The organism is Jiangella anatolica, assembly GCF_003236295.1.
GTDB lineage: Bacteria > Actinomycetota > Actinomycetes > Jiangellales > Jiangellaceae > Jiangella > Jiangella anatolica.
Map to the genome: position 1 here is coordinate 1 of NZ_POTW01000060.1, position 24,592 is coordinate 24,592.

27 protein-coding genes are annotated in these 24,592 nt (G+C 73.4%); 13 read left to right on the plus strand and 14 right to left on the minus strand.

The genetic code is table 11. From position 1 onward, the window contains the following. Both C1I92_RS21455 and C1I92_RS21460 read left to right on the plus strand, forming a co-directional pair. On the plus strand, window positions 1-380 hold a 380-nt coding region (locus C1I92_RS21455), incomplete at its 5' end, for a pyridoxal-phosphate dependent enzyme (RefSeq protein ID WP_146605226.1). A gap of 41 nt (window positions 381-421) precedes the next feature. Then, complete coding sequence (locus C1I92_RS21460) at window positions 422-1,039, plus strand: DUF6624 domain-containing protein (protein ID WP_199521453.1); 618 nt, start codon at window positions 422-424, stop codon at window positions 1,037-1,039. Here the strand turns inward: C1I92_RS21460 and C1I92_RS21465 are convergent. Next, window positions 1,036-2,904, minus strand: coding sequence for a beta-propeller domain-containing protein (locus C1I92_RS21465; RefSeq protein WP_158564226.1), 1,869 nt, complete (start codon window positions 2,902-2,904; stop codon window positions 1,036-1,038). The two genes, C1I92_RS21460 and C1I92_RS21465, sit on opposite strands and share 4 nt — an antisense overlap. Window positions 2,905-3,031: 127 nt before the next feature. Next, window positions 3,032-4,282 carry a D-arabinono-1,4-lactone oxidase gene (locus C1I92_RS21470; RefSeq protein WP_233507147.1) on the minus strand — a complete coding sequence of 417 codons (1,251 nt, stop codon included), beginning with the start codon at window positions 4,280-4,282 and terminating at the stop codon, window positions 3,032-3,034. 64 nt (window positions 4,283-4,346) lie between these two features. On the opposite strand from C1I92_RS21470, the gene C1I92_RS21475 reads away from it, so the two are divergent. Next, window positions 4,347-5,015, plus strand: coding sequence for a DNA methyltransferase (locus C1I92_RS21475; protein WP_158564227.1), 669 nt, complete (start codon window positions 4,347-4,349; stop codon window positions 5,013-5,015). Here the strand turns inward: C1I92_RS21475 and C1I92_RS21480 are convergent. Further along, entirely contained in the window at window positions 4,957-5,874 is a 918-nt protein-coding gene (locus C1I92_RS21480) for a LysR family transcriptional regulator (protein ID WP_111256699.1), read from the minus strand. The two genes, C1I92_RS21475 and C1I92_RS21480, sit on opposite strands and share 59 nt — an antisense overlap. 96 nt (window positions 5,875-5,970) lie before the next feature. Between C1I92_RS21480 and C1I92_RS21485 the strand changes: the two genes are divergently transcribed. Together C1I92_RS21485 and C1I92_RS21490 are read left to right on the plus strand one after the other, a co-directional pair. Then, window positions 5,971-7,272 (plus strand): FAD-binding oxidoreductase, encoded by a 1,302-nt coding sequence (locus C1I92_RS21485; RefSeq protein WP_199521454.1) that lies wholly within the window; start codon window positions 5,971-5,973, stop codon window positions 7,270-7,272. 11 nt (window positions 7,273-7,283) lie between these two features. Continuing rightward, window positions 7,284-7,718 carry a hypothetical protein gene (locus C1I92_RS21490; RefSeq protein WP_111256701.1) on the plus strand — a complete coding sequence of 145 codons (435 nt, stop codon included), beginning with the start codon at window positions 7,284-7,286 and terminating at the stop codon, window positions 7,716-7,718. Window positions 7,719-7,721: 3 nt separating this feature from the next. On the opposite strand, the gene C1I92_RS21495 is transcribed toward C1I92_RS21490, so the two are convergent. Together C1I92_RS21495 and C1I92_RS21500 are read right to left on the minus strand one after the other, a co-directional pair. Next, on the minus strand, window positions 7,722-8,474 hold the full coding sequence (locus C1I92_RS21495) for an ABC transporter permease (RefSeq protein WP_111256702.1): 753 nt from the start codon (window positions 8,472-8,474) through the stop codon (window positions 7,722-7,724). Beyond that, complete coding sequence (locus tag C1I92_RS21500) at window positions 8,471-9,451, minus strand: ATP-binding cassette domain-containing protein (RefSeq protein ID WP_111256732.1); 981 nt, start codon at window positions 9,449-9,451, stop codon at window positions 8,471-8,473. Before C1I92_RS21500 ends, C1I92_RS21495 begins: the two co-directional genes overlap by 4 nt. A gap of 74 nt (window positions 9,452-9,525) precedes the next feature. Between C1I92_RS21500 and C1I92_RS21505 the strand changes: the two genes are divergently transcribed. The 4 genes from C1I92_RS21505 (at window position 9,526) to C1I92_RS21515 (ending at window position 12,390) form a co-directional block, all read left to right on the plus strand. Next, window positions 9,526-10,476, plus strand: a complete 951-nt coding sequence (locus tag C1I92_RS21505) for a helix-turn-helix transcriptional regulator (protein WP_111256703.1) — start codon at window positions 9,526-9,528, stop codon at window positions 10,474-10,476. Between the two features lie 69 nt (window positions 10,477-10,545). Then, on the plus strand, window positions 10,546-11,460 hold the full coding sequence (locus tag C1I92_RS21510) for a DNA polymerase beta superfamily protein (protein WP_158564228.1): 915 nt from the start codon (window positions 10,546-10,548) through the stop codon (window positions 11,458-11,460). Window positions 11,461-11,543: 83 nt separating this feature from the next. Then, window positions 11,544-11,699, plus strand: coding sequence for a DUF6131 family protein (locus C1I92_RS34565; RefSeq protein ID WP_199521455.1), 156 nt, complete (start codon window positions 11,544-11,546; stop codon window positions 11,697-11,699). A 199-nt stretch (window positions 11,700-11,898) separates the two neighbouring features. After that, window positions 11,899-12,390 (plus strand): glutathione peroxidase, encoded by a 492-nt coding sequence (locus tag C1I92_RS21515; protein ID WP_111256705.1) that lies wholly within the window; start codon window positions 11,899-11,901, stop codon window positions 12,388-12,390. Window positions 12,391-12,396: 6 nt separating this feature from the next. Here C1I92_RS21515 and C1I92_RS21520 read toward each other — a convergent pair whose 3' ends face one another. Beyond that, a complete protein-coding gene (locus C1I92_RS21520; RefSeq protein WP_146605227.1) occupies window positions 12,397-13,344 on the minus strand; it encodes a hypothetical protein in 948 nt (315 codons plus the stop codon). Between the two features lie 91 nt (window positions 13,345-13,435). Between C1I92_RS21520 and C1I92_RS21525 the strand changes: the two genes are divergently transcribed. Further along, window positions 13,436-13,987, plus strand: coding sequence for a PH domain-containing protein (locus C1I92_RS21525; RefSeq protein WP_111256707.1), 552 nt, complete (start codon window positions 13,436-13,438; stop codon window positions 13,985-13,987). A gap of 24 nt (window positions 13,988-14,011) precedes the next feature. Then, window positions 14,012-14,464, plus strand: a complete 453-nt coding sequence (locus C1I92_RS21530) for a peroxiredoxin (RefSeq protein ID WP_111256708.1) — start codon at window positions 14,012-14,014, stop codon at window positions 14,462-14,464. Window positions 14,465-14,480: 16 nt separating this feature from the next. On the opposite strand, the gene C1I92_RS21535 is transcribed toward C1I92_RS21530, so the two are convergent. Then, complete coding sequence (locus C1I92_RS21535; protein WP_111256709.1) at window positions 14,481-15,368, minus strand: ABC transporter substrate-binding protein; 888 nt, start codon at window positions 15,366-15,368, stop codon at window positions 14,481-14,483. Window positions 15,369-15,442: 74 nt separating this feature from the next. Between C1I92_RS21535 and C1I92_RS21540 the strand changes: the two genes are divergently transcribed. Further along, complete coding sequence (locus C1I92_RS21540; protein WP_146605228.1) at window positions 15,443-16,300, plus strand: LppM family (lipo)protein; 858 nt, start codon at window positions 15,443-15,445, stop codon at window positions 16,298-16,300. On the opposite strand, the gene C1I92_RS21545 is transcribed toward C1I92_RS21540, so the two are convergent. From C1I92_RS21545 to C1I92_RS21555, 3 genes are all read right to left on the minus strand, one after another. After that, a complete protein-coding gene (locus C1I92_RS21545) occupies window positions 16,297-16,983 on the minus strand; it encodes a YceI family protein (protein WP_111256711.1) in 687 nt (228 codons plus the stop codon). The two genes, C1I92_RS21540 and C1I92_RS21545, sit on opposite strands and share 4 nt — an antisense overlap. Window positions 16,984-17,071: 88 nt before the next feature. Continuing rightward, window positions 17,072-18,205 carry a winged helix DNA-binding domain-containing protein gene (locus C1I92_RS21550; RefSeq protein WP_111256712.1) on the minus strand — a complete coding sequence of 378 codons (1,134 nt, stop codon included), beginning with the start codon at window positions 18,203-18,205 and terminating at the stop codon, window positions 17,072-17,074. Window positions 18,206-18,244: 39 nt separating this feature from the next. Next, window positions 18,245-20,725, minus strand: a complete 2,481-nt coding sequence (locus C1I92_RS21555) for a phosphoketolase family protein (RefSeq protein ID WP_111256713.1) — start codon at window positions 20,723-20,725, stop codon at window positions 18,245-18,247. Window positions 20,726-20,888: 163 nt separating this feature from the next. Between C1I92_RS21555 and C1I92_RS21560 the strand changes: the two genes are divergently transcribed. Then, window positions 20,889-21,197 (plus strand): hypothetical protein, encoded by a 309-nt coding sequence (locus C1I92_RS21560; RefSeq protein WP_146605229.1) that lies wholly within the window; start codon window positions 20,889-20,891, stop codon window positions 21,195-21,197. 28 nt (window positions 21,198-21,225) lie between these two features. Here the strand turns inward: C1I92_RS21560 and C1I92_RS21565 are convergent, their stop codons facing one another. The 4 genes from C1I92_RS21565 to C1I92_RS21580 form a co-directional block, all read right to left on the minus strand. After that, complete coding sequence (locus C1I92_RS21565; RefSeq protein ID WP_158564229.1) at window positions 21,226-22,104, minus strand: proline dehydrogenase family protein; 879 nt, start codon at window positions 22,102-22,104, stop codon at window positions 21,226-21,228. A 169-nt stretch (window positions 22,105-22,273) separates the two neighbouring features. Then, window positions 22,274-22,897, minus strand: coding sequence for a superoxide dismutase (locus tag C1I92_RS21570; RefSeq protein ID WP_111256716.1), 624 nt, complete (start codon window positions 22,895-22,897; stop codon window positions 22,274-22,276). A gap of 112 nt (window positions 22,898-23,009) precedes the next feature. Further along, window positions 23,010-23,660, minus strand: a complete 651-nt coding sequence (locus C1I92_RS21575; RefSeq protein ID WP_111256717.1) for an acVLRF1 family peptidyl-tRNA hydrolase — start codon at window positions 23,658-23,660, stop codon at window positions 23,010-23,012. A gap of 367 nt (window positions 23,661-24,027) precedes the next feature. Then, complete coding sequence (locus tag C1I92_RS21580; RefSeq protein WP_111256718.1) at window positions 24,028-24,534, minus strand: DUF1990 domain-containing protein; 507 nt, start codon at window positions 24,532-24,534, stop codon at window positions 24,028-24,030. Window positions 24,535-24,592: the final 58 nt, after the last annotated feature.

Here is a 24,592-nt window from a genome sequence, read left to right on the forward strand (position 1 = left end):
GTGGGGGCGGGCTGGCGGCCGGTACGGCGCTGGCCGCCGGCGGGCGGACCACCGTCGCCGTCGAGCCGGAGCACTGCAGCGCGCTGCACCAGGCGCTGGCCGCGGGCGAGCCGGTGGACGCCGCCGTCGACTCCGTCGCGGCGTCGGCGCTGGGCGCGACCCGGGTCGGCGAGCTGCCGTTCGCGATCCTCACCGCGGCGCCGCTGCGCTCGCTGCTCGTCACCGACGCCGAGCTGCTGGCGGCGCGGGACCGGCTCTGGGACGAGTTCCGGCTGCTGGTCGAGCCGGCCGCCGCCGTGCCGTTCGCCGCCTGGCTGGCCGGCCGGGTGCCGGGCGAGCTGCCGTGCATCGTGCTCTGCGGCGCCAACACCGACCGCTGAGGCATTCCCCGCGGCCGCCCGGGTCGCCCATACTGGCGGGCATGATCCGGACGGCGGCGGTGCTTCTCGCCCTGCTGGTGGCGGCCTGTGCCGGCGGCGACGACGGCGAGGCGAGCCCGACCCCGTCGTCCACCACGCGGGAGCTCGACGAGGAGCTGCGCGCCGAGCTGCTGGCGATGATGGAGCAGGACCAGGCCGAACGCTCCGGCCAGGCCGCCGGCGAGTGGAACGACCAGGAGCGCACCGACCGGCTGGCCGAGATCCTCGACGAGCACGGCTGGCCGGGCTCGGACCTGGTCGGCGACGACGGCTCGACCGCGGCGTGGGTGATCGCGCAGCACTCCGACCTCGACCCGCAGGTGCAGCAGCGGGCGCTGGAGCTGATGCGACCGGCCGCCGAAGCGGGCCTGGCCGACCTCGGCGACCTCGCGTACCTGGAGGACCGGGTCGCGCTCAACACCGGCGGCGAACAGGTCTACGGCACCCAGATCGCCTGCGCCGGCCCGGTGCCCGAGCCCGCGCCGCTCGCCGACCCGGAGACGGTCGACGAGCGGCGGGCGGAGGTCGGGCTGGAGCCGTTGGCCGACTACCTCGCCACACTCGAGGAGGCGTGCGCGGCCGAGGCGCAGGCCAGCGCCACCCCCACGGACTGGGGTTAGCCGAACGCCAGCCAGCCCTGCGGCGCCAGGTCGTCCAGCGCGTTGGCCTGCACGCCGTCCTGCCACACCGTGTAGAGCGTGTCGCCGACGACGAGCGTGCGGCGCAGCCACGTCCAGCCGTCGGGCGACGCCTCGGTGCGGGCGACCTGGCCCTGCTCGGTGACGGTGTCGGCGCCGAGCTGGACGACCAGTGCGCTGGAGCCGTTCATCCCCTCGATCGGCACCACGATCTGGCCGGTGTCGGCCCAGAACAGGAACGCCTGCGGGTCCCACTCGGTCTGCGACCACGCGTTCGGCACGACGTGTCCGTCCAGCTTGGCCGGCGCCGCCGGGTCGGCGACGTCGAACAGCGAGATCTGCGCGCCGACGCTGACGCCGTCGGCGGTCGCCTCCTGGCCGACACCGATCAGCCGGTCGTCGCCCGCGTCGTGGAGGTACGCCGAGTAGCCGGTGATCTTCAGCTCGCCGGTCACCGTGGGCTTCGCCGGGTCGGAGAGGTCGAGCACGTAGAGCGGGTCGACCTGCCGGAACGTGACGACGTAGCCGGTGTCGCCGAAGTAGCGGACGGCGAAGATCTGCTCGCCCTTGCCCAGCCCGCCGACCTGACCCAGCTGGACCAGCTCGCCGTCGCCCTCCTCGAGGGTGTAGAGCCGGCTCTCGCTCGTGTCGGTGGTGCCGGTCCAGGAGTCCAGCGTCGTGGCGACGCGCAGCACGCCCTCGTGCTCGGACATCGCGTACCGGCCGATGATCCGGCCCTCGACCTCGCCGGAGGCCAGGTACCGCGCGGGCACCGTGCCGGTGATGTCGAAGGCGTGGATGCCGGTGGTGATCGTCTCGGGCGCCGGCATCAGCCGGGAGGTCGCGTCGGGTGTCGCGTAGGGGTCGCCCCACCGGGTCGTCGCGACGTAGAGCCGGTCCTGGCTGGCGTAGACGGTGTCGCCGTCGGTCAGCACGCCGACGGTGCCGTCGGTGCTCAGGCCCGCCTCCGGGTCGAACGTCAGCACGCTGAGCGTGGCGAACCCGGCGAACTCGTCCGGCCGGCTCAGTTGCTCGCAGCCGACCAGCTGGCCGCTGACCGGGTCGGCGTCGCCCTGCGTGAACGTGTACGACGGCAGCCAGTCCTCGATCGTGGACTCGGCGACGATGTCCTGGTTGCGCTCGGTGAGCTCGTCCTCCGGCCGGTTCCAGTCCGCCTCGTCCATCGGGAACTCCAGCGTCGGGTAGGAGCTCACCACCAGCCGGACGGTGCCGTCGACCATGCGGGCGTCGAGGTAGCTGCCGTCGACGTCCAGCCGCGACTCGACCGCGGGCGCCGCCGGGTCGGAGATGTCGACCAGCAGCGCCGTCGTCGTCGCCGGCGGCATGCCACCGGCCGGATATGTGACGGCCATGTCGTAGGCGATCATCGGGTTCTGCCGGACCAGCGCGACGACGCGGTCGCCGGCGAGGAACACCGACGCGTCGACGGTCTCCGGCGCGAACCGCTGGTCGGCCTCGTCCGGCCCGACGGCCGCGGCGAGGTCGAGCGAGCCCAGCTCGCGCGGCGCGTCGCCGGTGACGTCGACGATGCGCAGCGTGCCGTCGGCCGTGGTGACCAGCACCCGGCCGTCGGTCTTCGCGACGTCGGGCTCGTCGACGCCGGCCTCCTGCACGTTCGTGGTGGAGTGCGGCTGGCGGGCGGCCGAGTCGTCGCCGCCGCCCTCCTGCGGCGCGGCCAGGGCGGCGGAGTCCTCGGCGGCCCCGTCGGTCGCGTACGCGACCATGTCGCCGCCGGGGCCCAGGCCGTAAGGCCCGACCCGGTCGGCCGCCTCGCCTTTCAGGTGATCCAGGACGTCCGCGCAGGCATCGAAGGACGTCAGCCCCATGACGGCGATCGCACCGTCTTCGTTGTCGTTCCCGAACGTGCAACCGGCGAGCATGCCCAAGGAGACAAGGCCGGCAAACCACCGCCTCATGACCGATTCGACGGCGGCTGTGCCGAGCCGGTTCCGTTCAGCCCAGATAGCGGTCCACGAAGTCGTTGCCGAACCGGTCGTCCGGGTCGTACTCGCCGCGCAGCCGGCGGAAGTCGGCCAGCCGCGGGTACCGCTCTTGGACCTGCTCAGGCTCGGCGGTGAACAGCTTGCCCCAGTGCGGCCGGGCGTCGTACGGAGCCAGCGCCGCCTCGATCTCTGCCAGCACCGGCAGGACGGCGTCCGGGTCCTGGCGCCAGGTGAAGTGGAAGCCCGCGACGTCGCGGCCGTAGGACGAGCTGAGCCAGAGGTCGTCGGCGGCGACGGTGCGCAGCTCGCACACCTGCAGCACCGGCGCGATCCGGCCGGCCAGCGCGGCGATCGCGCGGAAGGCGTCGGGCGCGTGCTCGCGGGGGACCAGGAACTCCGACTGCAGCTCGTCGCCGCTGCTCGGGGTGAACTCGAGCCGGAAGTGCGGCAGCCGGTCGAACCACGGACCGGCGACCCCGAGCTGCTCGGTGCAGTTGACGGCGGGCATGCCGGGCACCGGGTTGCGCGGCTCGGCGGCCAGCCGGGCGCCCATCCACGCCGGCTCCGGGGTCCAGTCGTCGCCGTCCTCGACCCGGTGCTTGACCCAGGCGCGGGTGGTGCCGGCCCAGTCGGTGAAGACGCTGACGCTGTAGGCGGCGGCGAAGATCTCGTCGAACCGCTCGGCGACGGTGTCCGTCGCGAGGTCGTCGTAGACCACCTGGCGCACGTCGAACGCGGGCACGACGTCGAGCGTCACCGTCGTCACGACGCCGAGGGCGCCCAGCGCGACCACCGCGCCGGGGAAGTCGGGGTCGCCGCGGCGGACGGCGAGCAGCTCGCCGTCGCCGCCCACGAGCTGCAGCCCGGTCACCGCCGTCGCCAGGTTGCCGTTGCGGTCGCCGGACCCGTGGGTGGCGGTCGCGACCGCGCCGGCGACCGAGATGTGCGGGAGCGAGCCGAGATTGTGCAGTGCCCAGCCGCGCCGGTGCAGCTCGGCGGCGACGTCGCCGTAGCGCAGCCCGGCCCCGACGGTCACCGTCCGCGCCGCCCGATCGACCTTGATCAGCCGCGGCAGCCGGGCCAGCGAGACCAGCTCGCCGGTCGTGTCGGCGACGTCGCTGAACGAGTGCCGGCTGCCCAGCGCCCGGATCCGACCGGTGCGGGCGACCAGGTCCTGGACCTCGTCGACCGACGCCGGCGTGTGGATCCGGGTCGCGCCGTAGTGGAGGTTGCCCGCCCAGTTCGTCCGCTCCGCGCTCACAGCGAGCAGCGTACGGGCCGGGTCCGGGCGGCGCCGCGGCGGTCGGTCGAGCAAGATGGTCCGCATGAGGCCCTGGCTGCAACAGTGGATGGACGACCTCGTCAACGAGCGCTACGTGGAGGCCGACGAGAACGTCCACTTCACCGAGAACCTGGCCGAGACCGTCATCGCCGAGTACTCGCTGCCCGGCCAGCTGGTGCTCGACCCGTTCGCCGGCTTCGGCACGACGCTGGTGGTCGCCGAGCGGATGGGCCGGTCCGGCCTGGGGATCGAGCTGCTGCCGGACCGCGCGGAGATGATCCGGCGGCGACTGGGCGGGAGCGGCGAGGTGATTACCGGCGACGCGCGGAAGGTGTCGGCGCTGGTGGACCGGCCGGTCGACCTCTGCCTGACGTCGCCTCCGTACATGACGCTGGAGAACCATCCGGAGAACCCGCTCAACGCCTACGAGACCCTCGACGGCGACTACAAGACCTATCTCGGTGAGCTGGACCGGATCTTCGGGCAGGTCGCGGGCCTGCTGCGGCCGTGGGGCCACCTCGTCCTCAACGTCGGCAACATGATCGACGACGGCGTCGCCACCACCCTCGCCTGGGACGTCGGCCGTCTCGTCGGCCGGCACCTGACGTTCCGGCAGGAGACGTTCCTGTGCTGGGACGAGCAGCCGGAGTGGCTCACCGGCGACTACTGCCTGGTGTTCCAGCGGATCGGCGAGGAACCCCGCCCGGAGTGAGGTCGCGGGCCGCCGCCAGCAGCAGCCGGATCGGCGCCGGCGGCGGGCCTGCGGGCACGGCCAGGTACGTCGTCGAGACGAGCGACGCGAGCCTGCGGTAGGCGACGCCTGGCATCGGCGGTGGCGGTCCGACCTCGTAGAACGGCGTCCACGACGGTGTCGCGTGGGCGAGGTCGGCGAGCGTCTCGCGCAGCGACGTGAACGGCCGGCCGGCCGGCGGGTCGACCCCGGCCGCCTGGAACGCCGTCGTCATCAGCCGGTGGAACGGCGGGTTGGCGCGCGGTTCGGCCAGCCGGACCGGCAGCGCGCCCAGGTCGGACAGCTCGACGGTCTCGTGGGCGGCCAGCGGGTGCCCGGCCGGCAGAGCGACCACGACCGGGTCGGTCCACAGCTCGAGCAGCTCCAGACCCGGTGCCGTGGCGACGTCGCGGACCAGCGCCGCGTCGAGCCCGCCGGAGCGCACGGCGTCCAGCCGGTCGGCCAGCCGCACAGTGCTCAACTGGACGCGCAGCTCCGGCGCCCGCGTCGCGAGCGCGGCCAGCAGGTCCGGCAGCCACCGGCCGGGCGCCGGGCTGGTCCCCAGCCGCAGCGCGCCGGCGCCGGCGAGCTCGGCGGCCAGCCGGCGCGTGCGCTCGGCCGCGGCCAGCACGGCCCGCGCCTCGGCCAGCAGCCGGTCGCCCGCCGCGCTGAGCCGGACCCGCCGGGTGGTCCGCTCGAACAGCGTCACGCCCAACTCCCGCTCCAGCTTGCGCAGCTGCTGGCTGACGGCCGGCTGGCCGACCCGCAGGGTCTCGGCGGCGCGCGCGAACCCGCCCTCGTCGGCGACCGCGACGAAGTACGCGAGCTGCCGCAGTTCCACGGGCCTCCCTCTGATTCATCACTGCCAGTGATAACTGTACGAGCCATTCGGGTCTGGCCGGGGTGCTCGGGGTGCGGTGGGATCGAGGACATGGACATGACACTGCTGCGGCCGGGGGACGACGGGTACGACGACGAGCGGTCCGGCTTCAACCTCGCCGTCGACCACCGCCCGGACGCGATCGTGGCGGCGACGTCCGCGGCCGACGTCGTCGCCGCGGTGCGGTTCGCCGCCGAGCGCGGCCTGCAGGTCAGCGTGCAGGCCACCGGGCACGGCGCCGGCGTCCCGCTGGACGGCGGCCTGCTGATCAGCACCCGGCGGCTGGCCGGCGTCGACCTGGATCCCGTCGCCAGGGTGGCCAGGGTCGAGGCCGGTGTGCGCTGGCACCAGGTCATCGAGCCGGCCGCTGCCGCCGGGCTCGCGCCGCTGAACGGGTCGTCGCCGCTGGTCGGCGCCGTGTCGTACCTGCTGGGCGGTGGGCTGCCGGTGCTCTGCCGGACGTTCGGCTGGGCCGCCGACCGGGTCCGCCGGCTCGACGTCGTCACCGCGGCCGGCGAGCTGGTCACCGTCACTCCGGACCAGAACGCCGACCTGTTCTGGGCGCTGCGCGGCGGCAAGGGCGGCTTCGGCGTCGTGACGGCGGCCGAGGTCGAGCTGGTGCCGCTGCCCCAGCTGTACGGCGGCGGCCTGGTGTTCGCCGCCGAGTACGCGGCGGCAGTCGTGCATGGCTGGCGGGAGTGGGCCGGCGACCTGCCGGACGCGATGAACACGTCGGTCGGGCTGGTGCGGCTGCCGGACCTGCCCGGCGTGCCGGAGCCGCTGCGCGGACGGCTCACGGTGCACGTCCGCATCGCCTACGCCGGTGACCCGGAGGCGGGCGAGGCGCTGGTCCGGCCGCTGCGCGCGCTCGGCCCGCGGCTGATCGACGCCGTCGCCGACCTGCCGCCGGCCGGCATCGGCGCCGTCTACAACGACCCGACCGAGCCGATCGGCTACGACGAGCGCTCGCTCATGCTCGGCTCGTTCGACGCCGCCGCGGACGCCCTGCTCGACGTCGCCGGCCCCGACGCGCCCACCGGCCCGATCATGGCCGACGTGCGGCGCCTGGGCGGCGCGCTGGCCCGGCCGCCGGAGCACCCGCGGGCGCTGGACCACAGCGACGCCGAGTTCAGCGCCGTCGCCGTCGGGCTGGACCCGGCGACCACCGAGCCGGCGCTGGCCGCGCTGCGGCCCTGGAGCACCGGCCGCCGCTTCCTCAACTTCATCAGCGGTCCGGCCGCGGCAGCGCTGGGCCCCGAGGCGTTCCGGCCCGAGACGCTGGCCCGGCTGGCCGCGATCAAGCGCGACCGCGACCCGGCCGGGCTGTTCCCGGCGCCGCACCTCGAGGGCGACCGGTAGGCTCGCCGGGCATGCCGACCGTGCTGGCCGTGGAGGCCGACGTCATCGCCGAGCTGACCCACGCAGCGGCCGCCGGCGCCGCCCTCGTCGGGCTGGCGCAGGACGAGAAGCCCGACGTGATCGTGCGCGCGATCGACGAGCTCGCGCACGCCCGTCTGGACGCCGGCGCCGAGGCCGACCGCGGCGACGCGCTCAACCTCGGCGTGCTGCTGGGCGAGCAGTACGTGCGCGCCTTCGGCTGGGGGTGGGTGCAGCTGGAGTACCCCGACGGCGACACGTCGTTCGCCGTCGTCGACCCGCAACACACGGTCGGCAACCAGCCGATGAACTGGGTCTACGTGGCCCTGCAGGGGCTCCAGACGGTCAACTTCATGCTGAACTTCAACATGGTCGCCGCGGGGCGGCTGCCCGCCGGCACCCACGGCGACCCGGAGATGTTCCACTGACGCTCAGGACGAGCGGCGCATCGCCCTCGTCCCCACGGCCAGCCCGAGGACCGCGACGACGACCGCGGCGACGACGGCGGACAGCACGGTCGACGCGGGGAACTCTCCGTTGAAGAGGGCACGTTCGGCGTCGACGACATAGGTCAGCGGGTTCGCGGCGGACAGCGCGCGCAGCCAGCCGGGACCGTCGTCGACCGGGAGCAGGATGCCGGCCAGCAGCAGCACCGGGAACAGCACCGTCTGCTGGACCGTCCAGAACAGCCACTCGGTGTCCTTCGACGCCAGCGCCAGCGTGTACGACAGCGCGCCCAGCCCCACGGCCATCACGGCGAGGATCGCCACGCCGAGGAGCACGCCGAGGACGTGCAGGTCGAAGCCGAACGGGACGCACACCAGCACGATGATCGCGGTCTGCACGATCATCGGGACGATCTCCTTCAGCGCCCGCCCGACGATCAGCGCCGGCCGCCGCAGGGGTGTCACCAGCATCCGCTCGTGCGCGCCGGTCTGGATCTCGAACAGCAGGTTCGACCCGGTGAACGCCGTGCTGAACAGGCATGACATCACCACGATGCCGGGAACGAACCACTGCAGCGCGGACCCGCCCTCGACGTCGGGCAGCAGCGGCGCGAACAGTCCGAGGAAGACCAGCGGCTGGATCATGGAGAACACGACCGAGAACGGGTCGCGCAGGACCGGCCGCAGCTCGCGGCTGAAGACGGTGACGGTGTCGGTGATCATGGTCGTGCTGCTCATGCCGCGATCTCCTCGCTCGACGGGGTGACGACGCCCTCGCGCAGGCTGCGCCCGGTGAGGTTGAGGAAGACGTCGTCCAGGGTGGGCCGGTTGACGGCGGTGGACTCGACGGCGATGCCGGCGGCGTCCAGGTCGCGGAGGATCCCGGGGACCAGTCGCGGACCGCCGGCGACCCGCACCTCGACGGTCGCGCCGCCGGCCGAGACCGTCGCGCCGGACAGCGACGACAGCCGCGCGGCCGCGGCGCCCGCGTCGGAGGCGGAGCCGAAGCCGAGCGTGATCAGGTCGCCCGCGTGCTCGGCCTTGAGCCTGGCCGGGGTGTCGTCGGCGATCACGGTGCCGTGATCGATGACGATGACCCGCTCGGCCATCGCGTCGGCCTCGTCGAGGTAGTGCGTCGTCAGCACGATCGTCGTGCCGTGCTCGGCGCGCAGCTTGAGGATGTGCTCCTGCAGGTTGGCCCGGTTCTGCGGGTCCAGCCCGGTGGACGGCTCGTCGAGGAACAGCAGCTGCGGGGCGTGGATGAGGCCCATCGCGATGTCCAGCCGCCGTTTCTGCCCGCCCGACAGCGACGACACCGGCCGGTCGGCGACGGCGGCGAGGTCCAGCGACGCGACCAGCTCGTCGGCCCGCGCCTTGGCGTCGCGCCCGGTCAGGCCGTACGCCCGGCCCTGGCTGACCAGTTCGTCGCGGCCGCGCTGGGCGTGCGCCGCGCCGTTGCCCTGGCCGATGTAGCCGATGACGCGGCGCACGTCGCGCTGCTGGGCGATGACGTCGTAGCCGGCGACGCTCGCGGTGCCCGAGGTGGGCGGGATCAGCGTCGTCAGCATGCGCAGCGTCGTGGACTTTCCGGCGCCGTTCGGGCCGAGCAGGGCGACGAGCTCGCCCTCCGCGACGTGCAGGTCGAGCCCGCGTACGGCCTCAACCACGTCCTTCTTCACGGTGAAGTGCCTGGTGAGGCCGGTGGTCTGGATCATGGTGGCGTTCATGGGAACCACGCTAGAATCCATTCCGGCCACTTTCTGACCTCAATTGCGAGGACTCTGAAGACATGGCGAACACGAGTGCTCGGATGCTCCGGCTGCTGTCCCTGCTGCAGACGCATCGGTACTGGCCGGGGGAGGAGCTGGCGGACCGGCTCGGGGTCAGCCCGCGCACGCTGCGCCGCGACGTCGACCGGCTGCGCGAGCTCGGCTACCCGGTCGACGCGGCGCGCGGCGTCTCCGGCGGCTACCAGCTGCAGGCCGGCGCCGCGCTGCCGCCGCTGCTGCTCGACGACGAAGAGGCGGTGGCCATCGCGGTCAGCCTGCGCACGGCCGCCGGTGGGGCCGTCAGCGGCATCGAGGAGACATCGGTGCGGGCGCTGGCCAAGGTGGTCCAGGTGCTGCCGCCGCGGTTGCGCCGCCGGGTCGACGCGCTGCACACGTACACCGTGCCGTCGTTGCCCGGCGGCGGGCCGAGGGTCGACTCCGGCGCGCTCACCGTCATCGCGCAGGCCTGCCGCGACGACGAGCGGCTGCGGTTCCGGTACACGTCGCGCGACGGCGAGGCCACCGGCCGGCTGGTCGAGCCGTACCGGCTCGTGTCGCGCGGGCGCCGCTGGTACCTCGTCGCCTGGGACGTCGAGCGGCACGACTGGCGCACGTTCCGGGTCGACCGGCTGACCGACCCGGTCGCGACCGGCGCCCGGTTCCGGCCGCGGGAGCTGCCGGCCGCCGACGCCGCGACGTTCGTGCACGAGCGGCTGGCCGCCGTGCCGACCCGCTACCGCGTCGTCGTCGACGTGCAGGTGTCGGCCGCCGAGGTCGCGGCGCAGGTGGCGGGCTGGGGGACGGTCGAGCCGGCCGGTGCCGCGTCCTGCCGGCTCACCATGAACGTCGACACCCTGGACTGGCCGGCCTTCCTGCTGGGCTCCATCGGCGCCGAGTTCGACGTCGTCGAGCCGGCCGAGCTCGGCGACTACCTGCGGACGATGGGCGGGTTGTTCCTCCGATCGGCCTGATCCGGTCCAAACGGTTGAAACCCGGTGGATCGGCGGACGCCGGCCGGGCGGACGGCGAGAATGGTCGTCATGTCTCGCCTGAGCGCCCCCACGCGAGTCCCGGCCGGCACGCAGGTCGTGGTGCACGGCACCCCGGCCGACGACGCCTTGCCGGGCGCCGGTCGCGGTCTCGCCGGTCGCGTCGTCCGCGAAGCCGGCGGCACGTACAGCGTCGCGCTGGTCGACGGACAGCTGGTCGACGCCGCGCCCGACCAGCTGGTCACGCTCGCCGACCCGCCGTCCGAGCTGCCCGAGCCGGTGCGCTCCGGAGGGGCCGACGATCTGGTGGTGGCTCGCACGATGTACGCGGCCGCCGTCGGCCGGCCGCCCGCCGACCCCGGCGGCCAGCTCACGGTGCGCGCTGTCTTCCAGGCGCCGACGGCCGCGTTCTGGTCGCTGCGCAAGCCGCCCGAGCAGGTCACCGGGCCGGGCCCGGCCTGGCTGTCGTGGGAGGTCGAGCACTTCTGCCGGCAGGCCCTCGATGCCGACCCGGTCTGCCTGGAGCTCCTGTGGTCGCCGCGGCGGGTGTGGGTCAGCGACGTCGGCCGCGAGCTGCTGGACCTGCGTCCGGCGTTCCTCTCGCAGACCATCTCCGCCGCCTACGCCGACCACGTGCTGGCCGGCTTCACCCGGCTGGCCGGCGACGGCCACCCCGACGACGAGCAGGCCGGCGCCGCGGCGGACCTGCTGCGGCTGCTGCTCGACGGACAGGCGCTGCTGCGCACGGGCGACGTCGGCATCGTGGACGACGAGCACCACGAGCGGCTGGCCGCCGTCCGGTCCGGCGCGCTGGCCTGGGACGACGTCGACGCCTACCGGCTGGAGCTGCAGCAGCAGCTGGACGAGGCGGCGGCCGTGTCGTACCTGTCACCCGGTCCGGACATCGGGCGGGTCGACGCCTGGCTCAGCGACCTGCGCCGTCGCGATCTCGACGTAACCTCCTAGGTCTCGAGCCCGATTGGACGGTGATTTGCCGGGTAAGTCCCGGTGCGTCACGAAATTCCGCTCACGGGGACGAAGGAGCTGGGATGATCATCCTGGGTGTCGTTCTACTGCTGATCGGGTTGTTCGCAGGTGTGGGCATCCTGACGACCATCGGCATCATCCTGCTGGTCGTCGGCGCAGTGCTGTACATCGCGGGAGCCGCAGGCCGGCCGCTGGCCGGACGCCGGCACTACTGGTAGCGCCCCACGACGACCGGCCGGGGCTCCAGACGGCGGTACATGATGTGCCGCCGGACGTGGCCCCGTCCGGGTGCCGGAACGCCTCCGGCAACGTCCCGATGACCTCGAGCGATCGCCACAGGCCGACCGCTCGGGTGTTCGTCTCGACGCCTAGGCTACTGTCGAAGGGGACGAACCAGCCTGGCCCGAGGAGTCCGCGTTGACCAGCCTGTACGACATCCCGCTGCACACGATCGACGGGGCCGAGGCCTCGCTCGCCGACCACAAGGGCAGCCTCCTGCTGCTGGTCAACGTCGCGTCGAAGTGCGGCCTGACCCCGCAGTACGAAGGCCTGGAGCGGCTGCAGCAGCGCTACGCCGGCCGCGGCTTCACCGTCCTGGGCTTCCCGTGCAACCAGTTCGGCGGGCAGGAGCCCGGCACCGCCGAGGAGATCCAGGAGTTCTGCTCCACCACCTACGGCGTGACGTTCCCGCTGTACGAGAAGGCCGACGTCAACGGGCCGGGGCAGCAGCCGCTGTACGCCGAGCTCACCCAGGTGGCCGACGCGGACGGCGAGGCCGGCGACGTCCAGTGGAACTTCGAGAAGTTCCTCGTCTCCGCCGACGGCGCCGTCCTCGGCCGGTTCCGCCCCGGCGTGCTGCCCGAGTCCGACGAGCTGGTCGGCGCGATCGAGGCACACCTGCCGCGCTGACGACCCCTAGTCGCCGTCCGCGGGCGGGCCGATCCGGGGCGCGATCCGCAGCAGGATCGGCGCGAACGCGTCGGCCAGGGCCATCAGCTGGTCGCGGTCGGCGTCCGGCGCGTGCGGCCGATGCCAGAGGTACGTGCTGACCTGCTGGTCGCCCATCCAGAAGTAGAGGCCGCCGGTGGGCACGTAGACGCCGTTGTCGCGCAGCCCGCCGACGTGGATGGTCTCGGCGCCGGGCAGCTCCTTCGCCCACATCCGGCCGACCTCGTCGCCGTAGCCGCGGATCGTCGCGGACAGCACGGCGCCGCCGGCCGACCACTCGCACCGCAGCTCGTCCTCGGTCCGCCGGTCCCGGCGCCGCTCGGGCTGCGCGCCCAGCACCGCGGCGGCCTGTGGGGTGACGGTGTCGCAGGCAGGCTCGGTGCCCAGCTCCGGCGCCGGCGCCAGGGACCGCAGCCGGGGCAGCACCAGCTCGGCCAGCTCGATCGCGTTGTCGTGGCCGCCGCCGCGCACGCGCAGCACCCGCTCGCCGTCGTAGACCTGCAGGAAGCCCGGCGCGACGAAGTGGGCGGCCTCGCCGAGGCCGGCGATCTCGACGCTCGGACCCATCCCGCCGGCGGCGAACGCGCGCAGCATCTCCTCGTGGTCGGCCGGCGTCACCGGGTCGATGGTGACCTGGAGCGGGAACGGGCGTAGCGGGCTGGTGGTGGTGCCGTGGTCGACGGTGATCTGGCAGCTGTCGAACGACGGGTCGCCGACCGGGCCCGCATAGTCCGTCAACTGCACGCGCACGCCGCCGTAGATCAGGCGGACCTCGTCCTCGCTCACCAGGTCGCAGACGCGGCTGGCCGTCAGCTCCGCACGGGTCTTCGGGCCGGACGGCCCGCCGGTCTCGGGCGCGCCGCCGCAGCAGGTGAGCAGCACGAGGCCGAGAGCCACGCCGGCCCGTAGTCGCATCCGCAGCACCTGCCTCTTGCATCGATACAAAGAGGATGACGGATGGGTCGGTCAGAACGGTTGCACCAGGTGATCTGCCAGGATCGTCCCCATGACGACGACGGTGGTGCTGCGGCACGCGCTGGCCCGGGCCGTGGCGGTGGCCGGCTGGGCCGCCGCGCTGGCCTGGCTGGTGGCGACGTGGCCGCCGGAGGGTTCCGGCCTGCTGTTCGCCGTGGCCGTGAGCGGGCTGCTCTGGGTGCTGTGCTGGCGGCCGGCGGTGGTCATCGACGACGCGGCGGTCACCGTACGCAACCCGCTGCGCGACGTGCGCATCGGCTGGTCCGCGTTGGACGAGGCGAGCTTCGGCTGGTCGCTACGGCTGCGCGCGGGCGACGTCGCGTGCCGGGCCGTCGCGGCGCCTGGTCCGGCGTCGATGTCGGCCCTCTACGACCGGCACGTCACCCCCGGCGGTGTGCTGGAGCGCGACGCCGTCGCCCAGGTGGGACGGCATCCGGCGCCGGCCCTGCTGGCAGTGCGGCAGCGCTGGGAGGCGCGCCGCTCCGCGCCGTCCGGCGGCGTGACGGTCGCGCCGGCGGTCGCGAGCGTCGCGGTGCTGGCGGCCTCGCTGGCGCTGCTGGTCGCGGCGGCCGTCCTGGCCTGATCGGGGCGGTGGCAGGATGGAGACATGGATGCCGGAGACGTCGTCGACGATTTCGTCCTGCCCGACCAGTCCGGCACCCCGCGGCGGCTCAGCGAGCTGCTGGCCGCCGGCCCGGTGGTGCTGTTCTTCTACCCGGCCGCGATGAGCCGCGGCTGCACCGCCGAGGCCTGTCACTTCCGCGACCTCGCCGCGGAGTTCGCCGCCGCCGGCGCCCAGCCGGTCGGCATCAGCGCCGACGCCGTCGAGCGCCAGCAGGCCTTCGACGCCGGCAACGACCTCGGCTTCCCGCTGCTCAGCGACCCCGACAAGACGGTCGCCGCCCAGTTCGGCGTCAAGCGCCGCATCGGCGCCATCCCGGTCAAGCGGCAGACCTTCGTCATCGGCGCCGACGCGAAGATCCTCGGCGTGGTCCGCAGCGAGCTGGCCATGGAGAAGCACGCCGACCAGGCCCTGGACATCCTCCGCAACACCGCCTGAGCGGATCGGGGGGCCCTCAGGCGATCCGGCGAGCGAGCGCCGGGTCCGGGACGCCCGCCACGTGCGGATGCAGGATCGCCGCGAGCGCCTCCACGCCGTCGACCAATCGTGGACCGGGCCGGGCGAACGAGGCGTTCGCGTCCACGGCCCACACCGGGACGGCCGGCAGCCCGCCGCGCTCGACGAGCTCGGAGGCCAGCCGCGCGGACTCGTCCAGGCCGTAGCCGCACGGCGCGCAGACCACGACGTCCGCGCCGCAGCCGGCCAGCGTCGCGGCGTCGATGCGGTACGAGCGTTCGCCGGCGGCGCCGAGCACCGGCGTGCCGCCCGCGGCCGTCACCATGTCCGGGACCCAATGGCCCGGGGCGAACGGCGGGTCGGTCCACTCCAGCACCATCGCCGGCACCGGCGGCCGGTCCGCGACCTTGGACCGCACGACGTCGATCCGGACGGTCAGCTCGTCGACCAGCGCTCCGGCCCGGGCGGACGCGCCGACCGCGGCGCCGATCCGCCGGATCGACCCGAGCACCTCGCCGAGGTCCTGCGGGTCGATCGTCAGAACGTCGGCCGTGCAGCCCAGATGGGTGAGCGCGTCGTGCACCTCGCTGACGTCGACGGCGCACACGGCGCACAGGTCCTGGGTGACGACGAGGTCGGCGTCCAGGCCGGCCAGCGCGCCCTCGTCCAGGTAGTAGAGGTCCTCGCCCGCGGCCATCCGCTGCGACACGAGCCGGTCGATCTCGGCCGGGCCGATGCCCTCCGGGAGTGTGCTGGTCGAGACGATCCGCCGGGTCCGGGCCGCCGGCGGATAGTCGCACTCGAACGTCACACCGACGACGTCCTCGCCCGCGCCGAGCGCGAACAGGATCTCCGTCGTCGACGGGAGCAGCGAGACGATCCGCACACGGTCACCGTAACCCGGACTCCCGGGCCGCCCGGAGGTATCGGAACGATGATCGTTGTGCGAGGCTGCGCCCCATGAATCGAACGCGACCTGTGCGTGCCCTGGTGCTGGCGGCCTCGGCGCTGCTGCTGGCCGGCTGCTTCAAAGTCGACATGGAGCTCGACATCGCCGAGAACGACACCGTCAGCGGCGAGTTCGTGCTCGCCATCAGCCGCGACGCGTCCGCGATGGCGGAGTCGATGGGCGAGGACCCCAGCAGCATGCTCGGCGAGATGACCGACCTGCCCGAGGGCACCGAGACCGAGCCCTACGAGGACGACCGCTTCGTCGGCCAGCGCTATGTCTTCGCCGACGTGCCACTGTCGGAGTTCTCGCAGGACCAGGAGTTCAGCATCGTCCACGAGGGCGACGAGATCGTCCTCAGCGGCAACCTCGACCTGACCGAGATGAGCCCCGAGGCCCTGGGCAGCGAGCTGAGCGAGCAGCTGGGCGGGCTCGGCGACATGGACGAGCTGATGGAGTCGGTGGAGATGCAGGTCGCCGTGACCTTCCCGGGCGAGGTCACCGAGCACAACGGCGACCTCGACGACACGACGGTCACGTGGACGCCGGTGCCGGGCGAGCCCAACGAGATCAGCGCCCGGTCCGCCGACTCCGGCGGCGGTAGCGGCGACTCGTTCCCGGTATGGATCTGGATCGTCGTCGTGGCCGTGGTGCTGGGCCTGGTGGCGCTGCTGTTCTTCCTGTCGCGCAACCGGAACCAGGCGCCGCCGGCCGACACGGCCACGGCCGACACGGCCACGGCCGGCCCGGTGCCGCCGCCTCCTCCGGGTCGGGAGGCGGCGCCGACGCAGCCGACCACGCCGCTGCCGCCGCCGGCTCCGTCCGAGAGCGACCGGCCGGACCCGCAGCCGCCGGCGCCGCCCCGTTAGCTCCGGGTGAGGGTCAGCAGGAACTCCACCGTGCCGTGATCCTCCACCCGGACGAAGCCGAGGTCCGGCGGGTCCACGTCGAAGTCGGCGAACTGGATCTCGCCGGAGCCGGCCACCTGCACGCCGTCGCCGGAGCGCTGCACATCCAGCTGGATCTCGATCGACTGCGTGACGTCGCGCACCGTCAGGTCGCCGGTCGCGGTCACGCTGATCGGGCCGGCGCCGTCCAGGCCGTCCAGCGACACCGGCGACGTGAGCGTGAACGTCGACGTGGGGAACTGGTCGGTCTGCATGATCGGGCCGCGGAACTGGCCGTCGCGGCTGCCGCTGTCGGTGGTGATGGTCGTCATGTCGACGGTGATCTCGCCGGCGGTCGCCTCGGTGCCCTCGACCGTGACCTCGCCGGTGACGTCGCTGGTGCGGCCGACGACGGTGTTGTCCTGGCCGTTGAGGACCTCGTCGACGCGGTAGCCGGCCTCGGACCCGCCGGCCACCGTCCAGGTGCCGCCGAGCTCGGCGGCGTCGCCGGACGCGGGTGGCGGCGACGTCTCCAGCGCCAGCGGTGGTGGCGCGTCGTCGCTGAACACGTTGATGTAGAGGAACGTCCCGCCGACCACGAGCAGCACCAGGGCGGCCAGCGAGCCGACGCCGATGAAGACACGGCGGCGGGTGAAGACGGACATCTCGTCGACCTCCCGGATCAGCGTTTGCGACTCACTCGTTATACGAGGAACTCGGCGGCCGGGATGGCGGTTCCGTGAGTAGAGCCCGTCACAGCATCCGGACCTCCTCCGTCGGCAACCCGTCCCACCAGCGGTCATAGCGGCGGTACACCGTCGGGTCGCGGGCGGCGAGCAGCGCGGACAGCGCCGCCGCCTCCGCCGCCAGCCCGTCCCACTCGGCGGCGGCGAGCGGCCGGAACGCGGTCGCCTCGATGCCGCCGTCGACCGGCCGCCACACCCCGGCGACGAACCCGTCGACCAGCAGCGTCGGCAGGGTGTCGCCGTTGCTGCGCGTGACCAGCTTGCGGTACTCGGGCGGGATGATCCGGCCGCGGTCGGCGTGGGCGAGCAGCACGCTGTCCCACATGGCCATCAGCCGCGGCGGCGCCGGGACGTCCTCGTCCGGGCGTGGCGCATCGGGCAGGTCGTAGAGCACTGCGCCGTCCGGACCCTCGAACCGGGTCAGCCCGGCCGCGGCGGCGTCGGCGGCGGCCCGGGCCTGCGGCATGCGGACCAGCGCGAACCGCGCGAAGTCCGGCGCCGACACCGGACCGAAGCCCGCCACGTAGCGGTGGAACAGCCGCGCCTGCGCCGCCGCGGCCGTGTCGTCGTCGGCGATCGACGGCGGATCGGCGGCAGCGACGTGGACCGGGCGGGCGCCGAACGACCACGGCGGCCCGGTCGGCGCGTGCAGCACCGGCCCGAACTGCCGCAGCGCCCACCACAGCCCTTTCATCGGCGCGCCGTGCCGCTCGGTGAGCCACGCCTCGCACTCCGGCCCGCCGCGCGGCGTCGCGAGGAACTCCAGCAGCGCCGGGATCGCGGCCTCCGCCTCGGCCTCGCTCAGCCCGGTGACGCGGAACCGCGCGTCGTACAGCCGGGCCGCCCGCAGCGTGGGCTGCATGGCCTGCTGCCAGACCGGGTAGTCCGCCGCCGGCACCGCGTGCAGCGTGACCCGCATGAGCGTCGCCTTGACCAGCGCGCGATCGGCGAACGCCGCGTCGAGCTCGGCCGGGTCGAACCCGTCGAGCCGGTTCCACAGCGCGATGTACGGCGACGCCGGGTGCTGCGCCTGCAGCGCGACCAGCCGCCCGACGGCGTCGACGACGTCGAGCGGCACGCGTTCCAGCAGCAGCTGCCGGGCCAGCGTGGCGCGGTTGAGCGCCCGGGCGGTCATCGCCATGGCGGCATTCTGCCCCGCCGGACCGACAGCCGCGCGCCGTCAGCCGTCGGTGCGCTCGCCCTGAACCGGTCCGGGCGCGGCCTCGAAGTCGGCGGCGGTGTCCTCGCCGCCGCGCGCCGGGAGCCCGCGGGCGCGCGCGTCGGGCCAGGCCCACTCCGCGACCTCGGGGATGTCGGTGCCGTACTCGCGGGTGTACTGCCGGGCCCGCAGGCGGGCGTCGACCATCCGCTGCCGGAGCACCGCGTGCTCGGCGGCCAGCCCGGGCACCCGGTCGATGACGTCCATGACCAGGTGATAGCGGTCGAGGTCGTTGAGCATCACCATGTCGAAGGGTGTCGTCGTGGTGCCCTCCTCCTTGTAGCCGCGAACGTGGATGTTGTCGTGGTTGGTGCGCCGGTAGGTCAGCCGGTGGATCAGCCACGGGTAGCCGTGGTAGGCGAACACGACCTGCTTGTCGGTGGTGAAGAGCGCGTCGAACTCGCGGTCGCTGAGCCCGTGCGGGTGCTCGCGCTCGTCCTGCAGCCGCATCAGGTCGACGACGTTGATCACCCGCACCCGCAGCTCCGGCAGGTGCCGGCGGATCAGGTCCACGGCGGCCAGCGTCTCGATGGTGGGGACGTCGCCGGCGCAGGCCAGGACGACGTCGGGCTCGCCCTCGCCGCCGTCGGTGCTGGCCCACTCCCAGATGCCGATGCCGCGGGTGCAGTGCGCGATCGCCTCGTCCATCGTCAGCCACTGCGGCCCGGGCTGCTTGCCGGCGACGACGACGTTGACGTAGTCGCGGCTGCGCAGGCAGTGGTCGTACGTCGACAGCAGCGTGTTCGCGTCCGGCGGCAGGTAGACCCGGATCACGTCGGCCTTCTTGTTCACCACGTGGTCGATGAAGCCGGGGTCCTGGTGCGAGAAGCCGTTGTGGTCCTGCCGCCACACGTGCGACGAGAGCAGGTAGTTCAGCGACGGGATCGGCGCCCGCCACGGGATCTCGCGGGTCACCTTCAGCCACTTCGCGTGCTGGTTGAACATCGCGTCGATGATGTGGATGAACGCCTCGTAGCAGCTGAACAGCCCGTGCCGGCCGGTCAGCAGGTAGCCCTCCAGCCAGCCCTGGCACTGGTGCTCCGACAGCATCTCCAGCACCCGGCCGGTCGGCGACAGCGAGTCGTCGGTCGGCAGCGTCTCGCCCAGCCACCGCTTCCCGGCCACGTCGACCGCTGCGGACAGCCGGTTCGACGCGGTCTCGTCCGGCCCCATGATGAGGAAGTTGTCCGGGTTCTCGCGGACGACGCCGGCCAGCCACTCGCCCAGCACCCGGGTCGGCTCGGCGACCGAGCCGCCCGGCACCGGCACGTCCACGGCGTGCTCGCGGAAGTCGGGCAGCCTCAGGTCGCGGGTGAGCAGGCCGCCGTTCGTGTGCGGGTTCGCGCTCATCCGCCGCGGCCCCGACGGCGACAGCTCGCGCAGGTCGGCGCGGAGCCGGCCGTCGTCGTCGAACAGCTCCTCGGGCCGGTAGGAGCGCATCCACTGCTCCAGCAGCCGGGTGTACTCCTCGTTGCCGCGGACGGCGCTCATCGGCACCTGGTGCGCCCGGTAGGTGTTCTCGACCAGGTGGCCGTCGACCTCGTGTGGGCCGGTCCAGCCCTTCGGCGTCTTGAAGATGATCGCCGGCCAAGCCGGCCGGTGGTCGTACTCGCCGGCCCGGAAGCCGGCCTGCGCGCTCGCGATCTGGTCCAGCGCCTGGTCCAGCAGCTCGGCGAAGCGTCGGTGGATGGACAGGTGGTCCTCGTCGTCGAAGCCGGCCTCGAACCAGAAGGGCGTGTAGCCGTTGCCGACGATCAGGTGCTCGAGCTCGCGCCGCGGGATCCGGGCCAGCACCGTCGGGTTGGCGATCTTGTACCCGTTGAGGTGCAGGATCGGCAGCACGGCGCCGTCGGTGGCCGGGTTGAGGAACTTGTTGCTGTGCCAGGCCGTGGCCAGCGGGCCGGTCTCCGCCTCGCCGTCGCCGATGCAGGCCGCCACGATCAGCCCAGGGTTGTCGAACGCGGCCCCGTAGGCATGCGACAGCACGTAGCCCAGCTCGCCGCCCTCGTGGATCGAGCCGGGCGTCTCGGGCGCGACGTGGCTGGGGATGCCGCCGGGGAAGGAGAACTGGCGGAACAGCTCGCGCAGGCCGGCCCTGTCGTCGCCGACGCCGGAGTAGACCTCGCTGTAGGTGCCGTCGAGCCAGGCCGCCGACACCAGCGACGGGCCGCCGTGGCCGGGGCCGGAGAGGTAGATCATGTCGAGGTCGCGCTGCACGATCGCGCGGTTGAGGTGCGCGTACAGGAAGTTCTGGCCGGGCGACGTGCCCCAGTGGCCCAGTAGCCGTGGCTTGACGTGCTCGGCCCGCAGCGGCTCGCGCAGCAACGGGTTGTCGAGCAGGTAGATCTGCCCGACGGAGAGGTAGTTGGCCGCCCGCCACCACGCGTCGATGCGGGTGAGCAGGGCGTCGTCGATGGTCTGGGTGCCGGCCTCGTCGAGCATCGTCGCCGCTCTCCTTCGGGGTGGGCTGCTCGTCAAGGTCCAGCATGTACCCGGCGCGGGCCGTCCTCATACCCGTTTCTCAGGACGGTCTCCGGATGTTCTCAGGTTCGCCCGGAAGGATTCAGAGCACGAACCAACGCGGACCCCACAGATGGAGACGGCCATGTACGCGATCCCCACGGCGGCAGACATCCTCGGCGTCACCCCGGCGGCCCTGGAGACCGCGCTCGCTCGCGGCGAGACCATTCGCAGCCTGGCCATCGCCTGCGGGCAGGACCCGGAGCGCATGACCGAGGCGATCATCGACGCCGAGACCGCCGACGTCGTGACGCTGGCGCGGATCGCCGGCTTCGGGGCCGACGCGATCGCCGAGTTCGCCCGCGAGCTGCGCGCCTACCTGGTCGCGTTCGTCACCGACGGCGCGCACGTCGCCGATCGGCTGTTCGAGACGCGCACCCTGCAGCCGGTCTGACCCGCCCGGACGGCCGGGTGGCCGCGGGTCAGGCTCCTCGAGATTCGGCCACCCGGCGCATCCAGTACCGGAACCAGCTGTCGCCGTACGGCGCGTAGATCCGCACCGGCACGCCCCGCGCGACCAGCGCGTGGGCGTCGTCCTCGCGGACGCCCAGCAGCAGCTCGACCCCGGCGCCCGGCACCGTCGCCAGCAGCGCCTCGCGCAGCACCGGGTCGTGCGTCGCCAGCACGGGCGCCGACCCGCCCGCGTGCACCTGATGGGCCAGGCGGACGAACGCGACGGTGGCCGGCTCGCCCCACGCGTGCGCGACGTCGGCGGACTCCAGATAGGCGCCCTTGACCAGCCGGACCGGCACGCCGGCGGCGAGCAGCCGCTCGACGTCGCCGGGGCTGCGGCGCAAGTTCGCCTGGACGGTCGCCATGACCGGCGCGCCCGCCTCGGCCAGCGCGACGGTGAGGTCCATGATCTGCGGCGTGCGCCGGCTCTCCTCGGCGCTGATCTCCAGCCGCGAGCCCGCCGGCAGGAACTCGACCAGCTGCTCCACGTGCCGGCGGCACACGTCCAGGCCGAGGTCCAGGCCCAGGTGCGACGGCACGATCTCCAGGTTCACGTCGCCGTCGACATCGGCCAGCGCGGCGGCCGCGGCGCGGTAGCCGCGCACCGTCCGCGTCACCGCCTCCTCGTCGGCCGCGCCCTCACCGAACAGGTCGAGGCTGACCCCCAGGCCGGCGCCGGTCAGCCGGCGGACGGTCTCGATCGCGTCGTCGAGGGTGACGCCGGCGACGTAACGCCGGGCGGCGGAGTACGCGAGGTCCCGGGCCGGCGGGATCGCACGGACGACGGACTCGACCTCGGAGCTGGTGGCCAGCGCGTAGAGCGCCCGGCGGGTGAGCGATGCGATCACGATCAGAGCTTGAGGAGGAGGCCCGCGAGCACCGACGCGTACCCGACGCACAGCGCGACGACCGCGATGACGGCGACGGTGTCGCGCCGACCCGGTGGCGATGGCTGGAACACGCGGGCCCTCCGATGGTCGAGGGCGCCGGCCGGCCGCCGGCGCCCTCAGAGACGGGTCAGGGCGCGATGAGCCCCGTGGTCTTCGACCGGGCCGCCTCGAACCGCGCGGCGACGTCCGGCCAGTTCACGATGTTCCAGAACGCCGCCACGTAGTCGGGCTTCACGTTCTTGTACTGCAGGTAGAACGCGTGCTCCCACATGTCCAGCATGAGCAGCGGGACGGTGCCGGCGGCGAGGTTGCCCTGGTGGTCGTAGAGCTGCTCGATGACCAGTCGCTGGCCCAGGCTCTCCCACGCCAGGATGGACCAGCCCGAGCCCTGGATGCCCAGCGCGGCGGCGGTGTAGTGCGCGCGGAAGCCGTCGAAGGAGCCGAAGAACTCGTCCACCGCGGCGCCCAGCTCACCGTCGGGCTTGTCGCCGCCCTCGGGCGACATGTTGTTCCAGAAGACGGTGTGGTTGACGTGGCCGGCGAGGTTGAAGGCCAGGTTCTTCTGCAGCTGGTTGACGGTGCCGAGGCTGTTGTTGGCGCGCGCCTCCTCGAGCTGCTCGAGGGCGGTGTTCGTGCCGGCGACGTACGCCTGGTGATGCTTGGAGTGGTGCAACTCCATGATCTGACCGGCGATGTGCGGCTCGAGCGCACCGTAGTCGTAGGGGAGATCCGGCAGAGAATAGTCGGCCATGGCTTCTGAGCTTCCTCTCGACGTCGTCAGGCCCGAGACCTGTCTCTAGCTAACCTACGCCTGCCCATCGGCACGGACCAGCGACGGCCCGGACTCGGCGGTGTCGCCCTGATCACGGTGCGACGTCCGGTTCGGACAGGGTGATCCGGATCGCCCGGAACGCCTCCGGGGTCGCCCGGAGGACGGCCAGCTTCGGGTCCGGCACGGCCAGGTGCTGACGGGTCGCGGCGGCCAGGGCCGCCAGCGCGGCGAGCCGGCGATCGGCCAGCACGTGGTCGGCGGCGGACCGGTCGCCACCGGTCACGACGGCGTCCAGCTCGCCCGCGTGCGGCAGCAGCACCCGCGCCGCGACGTCGGCGGCGGCCTCGAACGCCTCGCGGGCCTGCTTCTCGCGGCGACGGGCGAACCGCTGCTGCGACTGCCCGCCGGCCGCCGTCCGTCCCTGCACGTGCCGCGATCCCACCTTCGAGGCCACCAGCCGGGCACCGTCGAACACACCGGCCGCGTAGCCGCCGCGGCGCACCAGGAGCACGCCGACCCAGCGGTCGCGGGCGGCGTGCGCGAGCAGTCCGCCGTACGCCTCTGTCTCGTCCGGCCGCAACGGCGGGAATGGGACGGCGCAGCTCGCGACGGCGCCGTCAGCGGCGGTGACCACGACGGCCTCCGGCCCGGCCCGGTGCGTGGTGGCGCCGTGCCGGCGGGCGAAGCCGGTCAGCCAGGCCTCCAGCCGCTCGGGCGGGATGCTCAGCAGGCGTTCGGGCATGCCACGAGGATGCCCTGCCGGGCGCAGCGGTGGGAGCGGAGGTTGCGACCCCGGCCTCCGCAGCGAGCCGGGGCCGCAACCGGTACCCGAACGCTGCCGTCGATCCGTCGGCTCGGCGGCTCTTGCCTGACCCCCGCCGGTGTCCGGACTCCACGGCACTCGTCGAATGCACCCGTGATGTGAACTGGTCTGGGACCCCGGGCGTCCGCCCGGCGCCATCGCTGACCCTTCGGTCCGGTGATCGACCGCCGGAAGGGCGAGAACATGTCGGCGACCGACACGATCTCACTTCGATTCCTACACCATACCGGACAGATCGTCGAGGTCCAGGTCATGTTCACCCGCTGATCATCTCGGTGTGCGGACGTCAGCGGGCGGCCCGATCGGCCAGCCGGCGGGCCACCGTCACATAGCGACGGGTGGCGGCGCCCTGGACGGCGCGCGCGAGGGGGCCGCCGAGCCGGGCATACCACGCGGCCGCCCGGCTGAACGCCGTCACCGTGAACCAGACGTCGTCGCGCTCGTCCAGTTCGGCGACGAAGGACTCTTCACCGCGCTCGGGGTGGCCGGGCAGCGTGCCGTACGCGAACCCGGATCGGCGGTCCTCGTCGAGCACCCAGACCACCTCGCAGGGGATCCGCAGCAGCCCGGCCAGCGAGCTGGTGACCCGGACGCCGGCGGCGGCCCGCGGCTGCGACGTCGTGACGCGCAGGCCGAGGCCGCGCTGCACGCCGAACGTGAGGATGCCGTCGGCGACCGCCAGGAAGGCGGCTCGGCCGTGGCCGATCCGGCGGCGGACCCGCACGTGGTGGTAGCCGGACGGCAGCGCGGCGCCGTCGCGGGTGGCGCCGACCTCGGGGTAGGTGAAGGACATCACGCGCGACTCTGTCACAACCGCGGCCCGGTGCGTGTCTGAAGGTCATGCCTACACT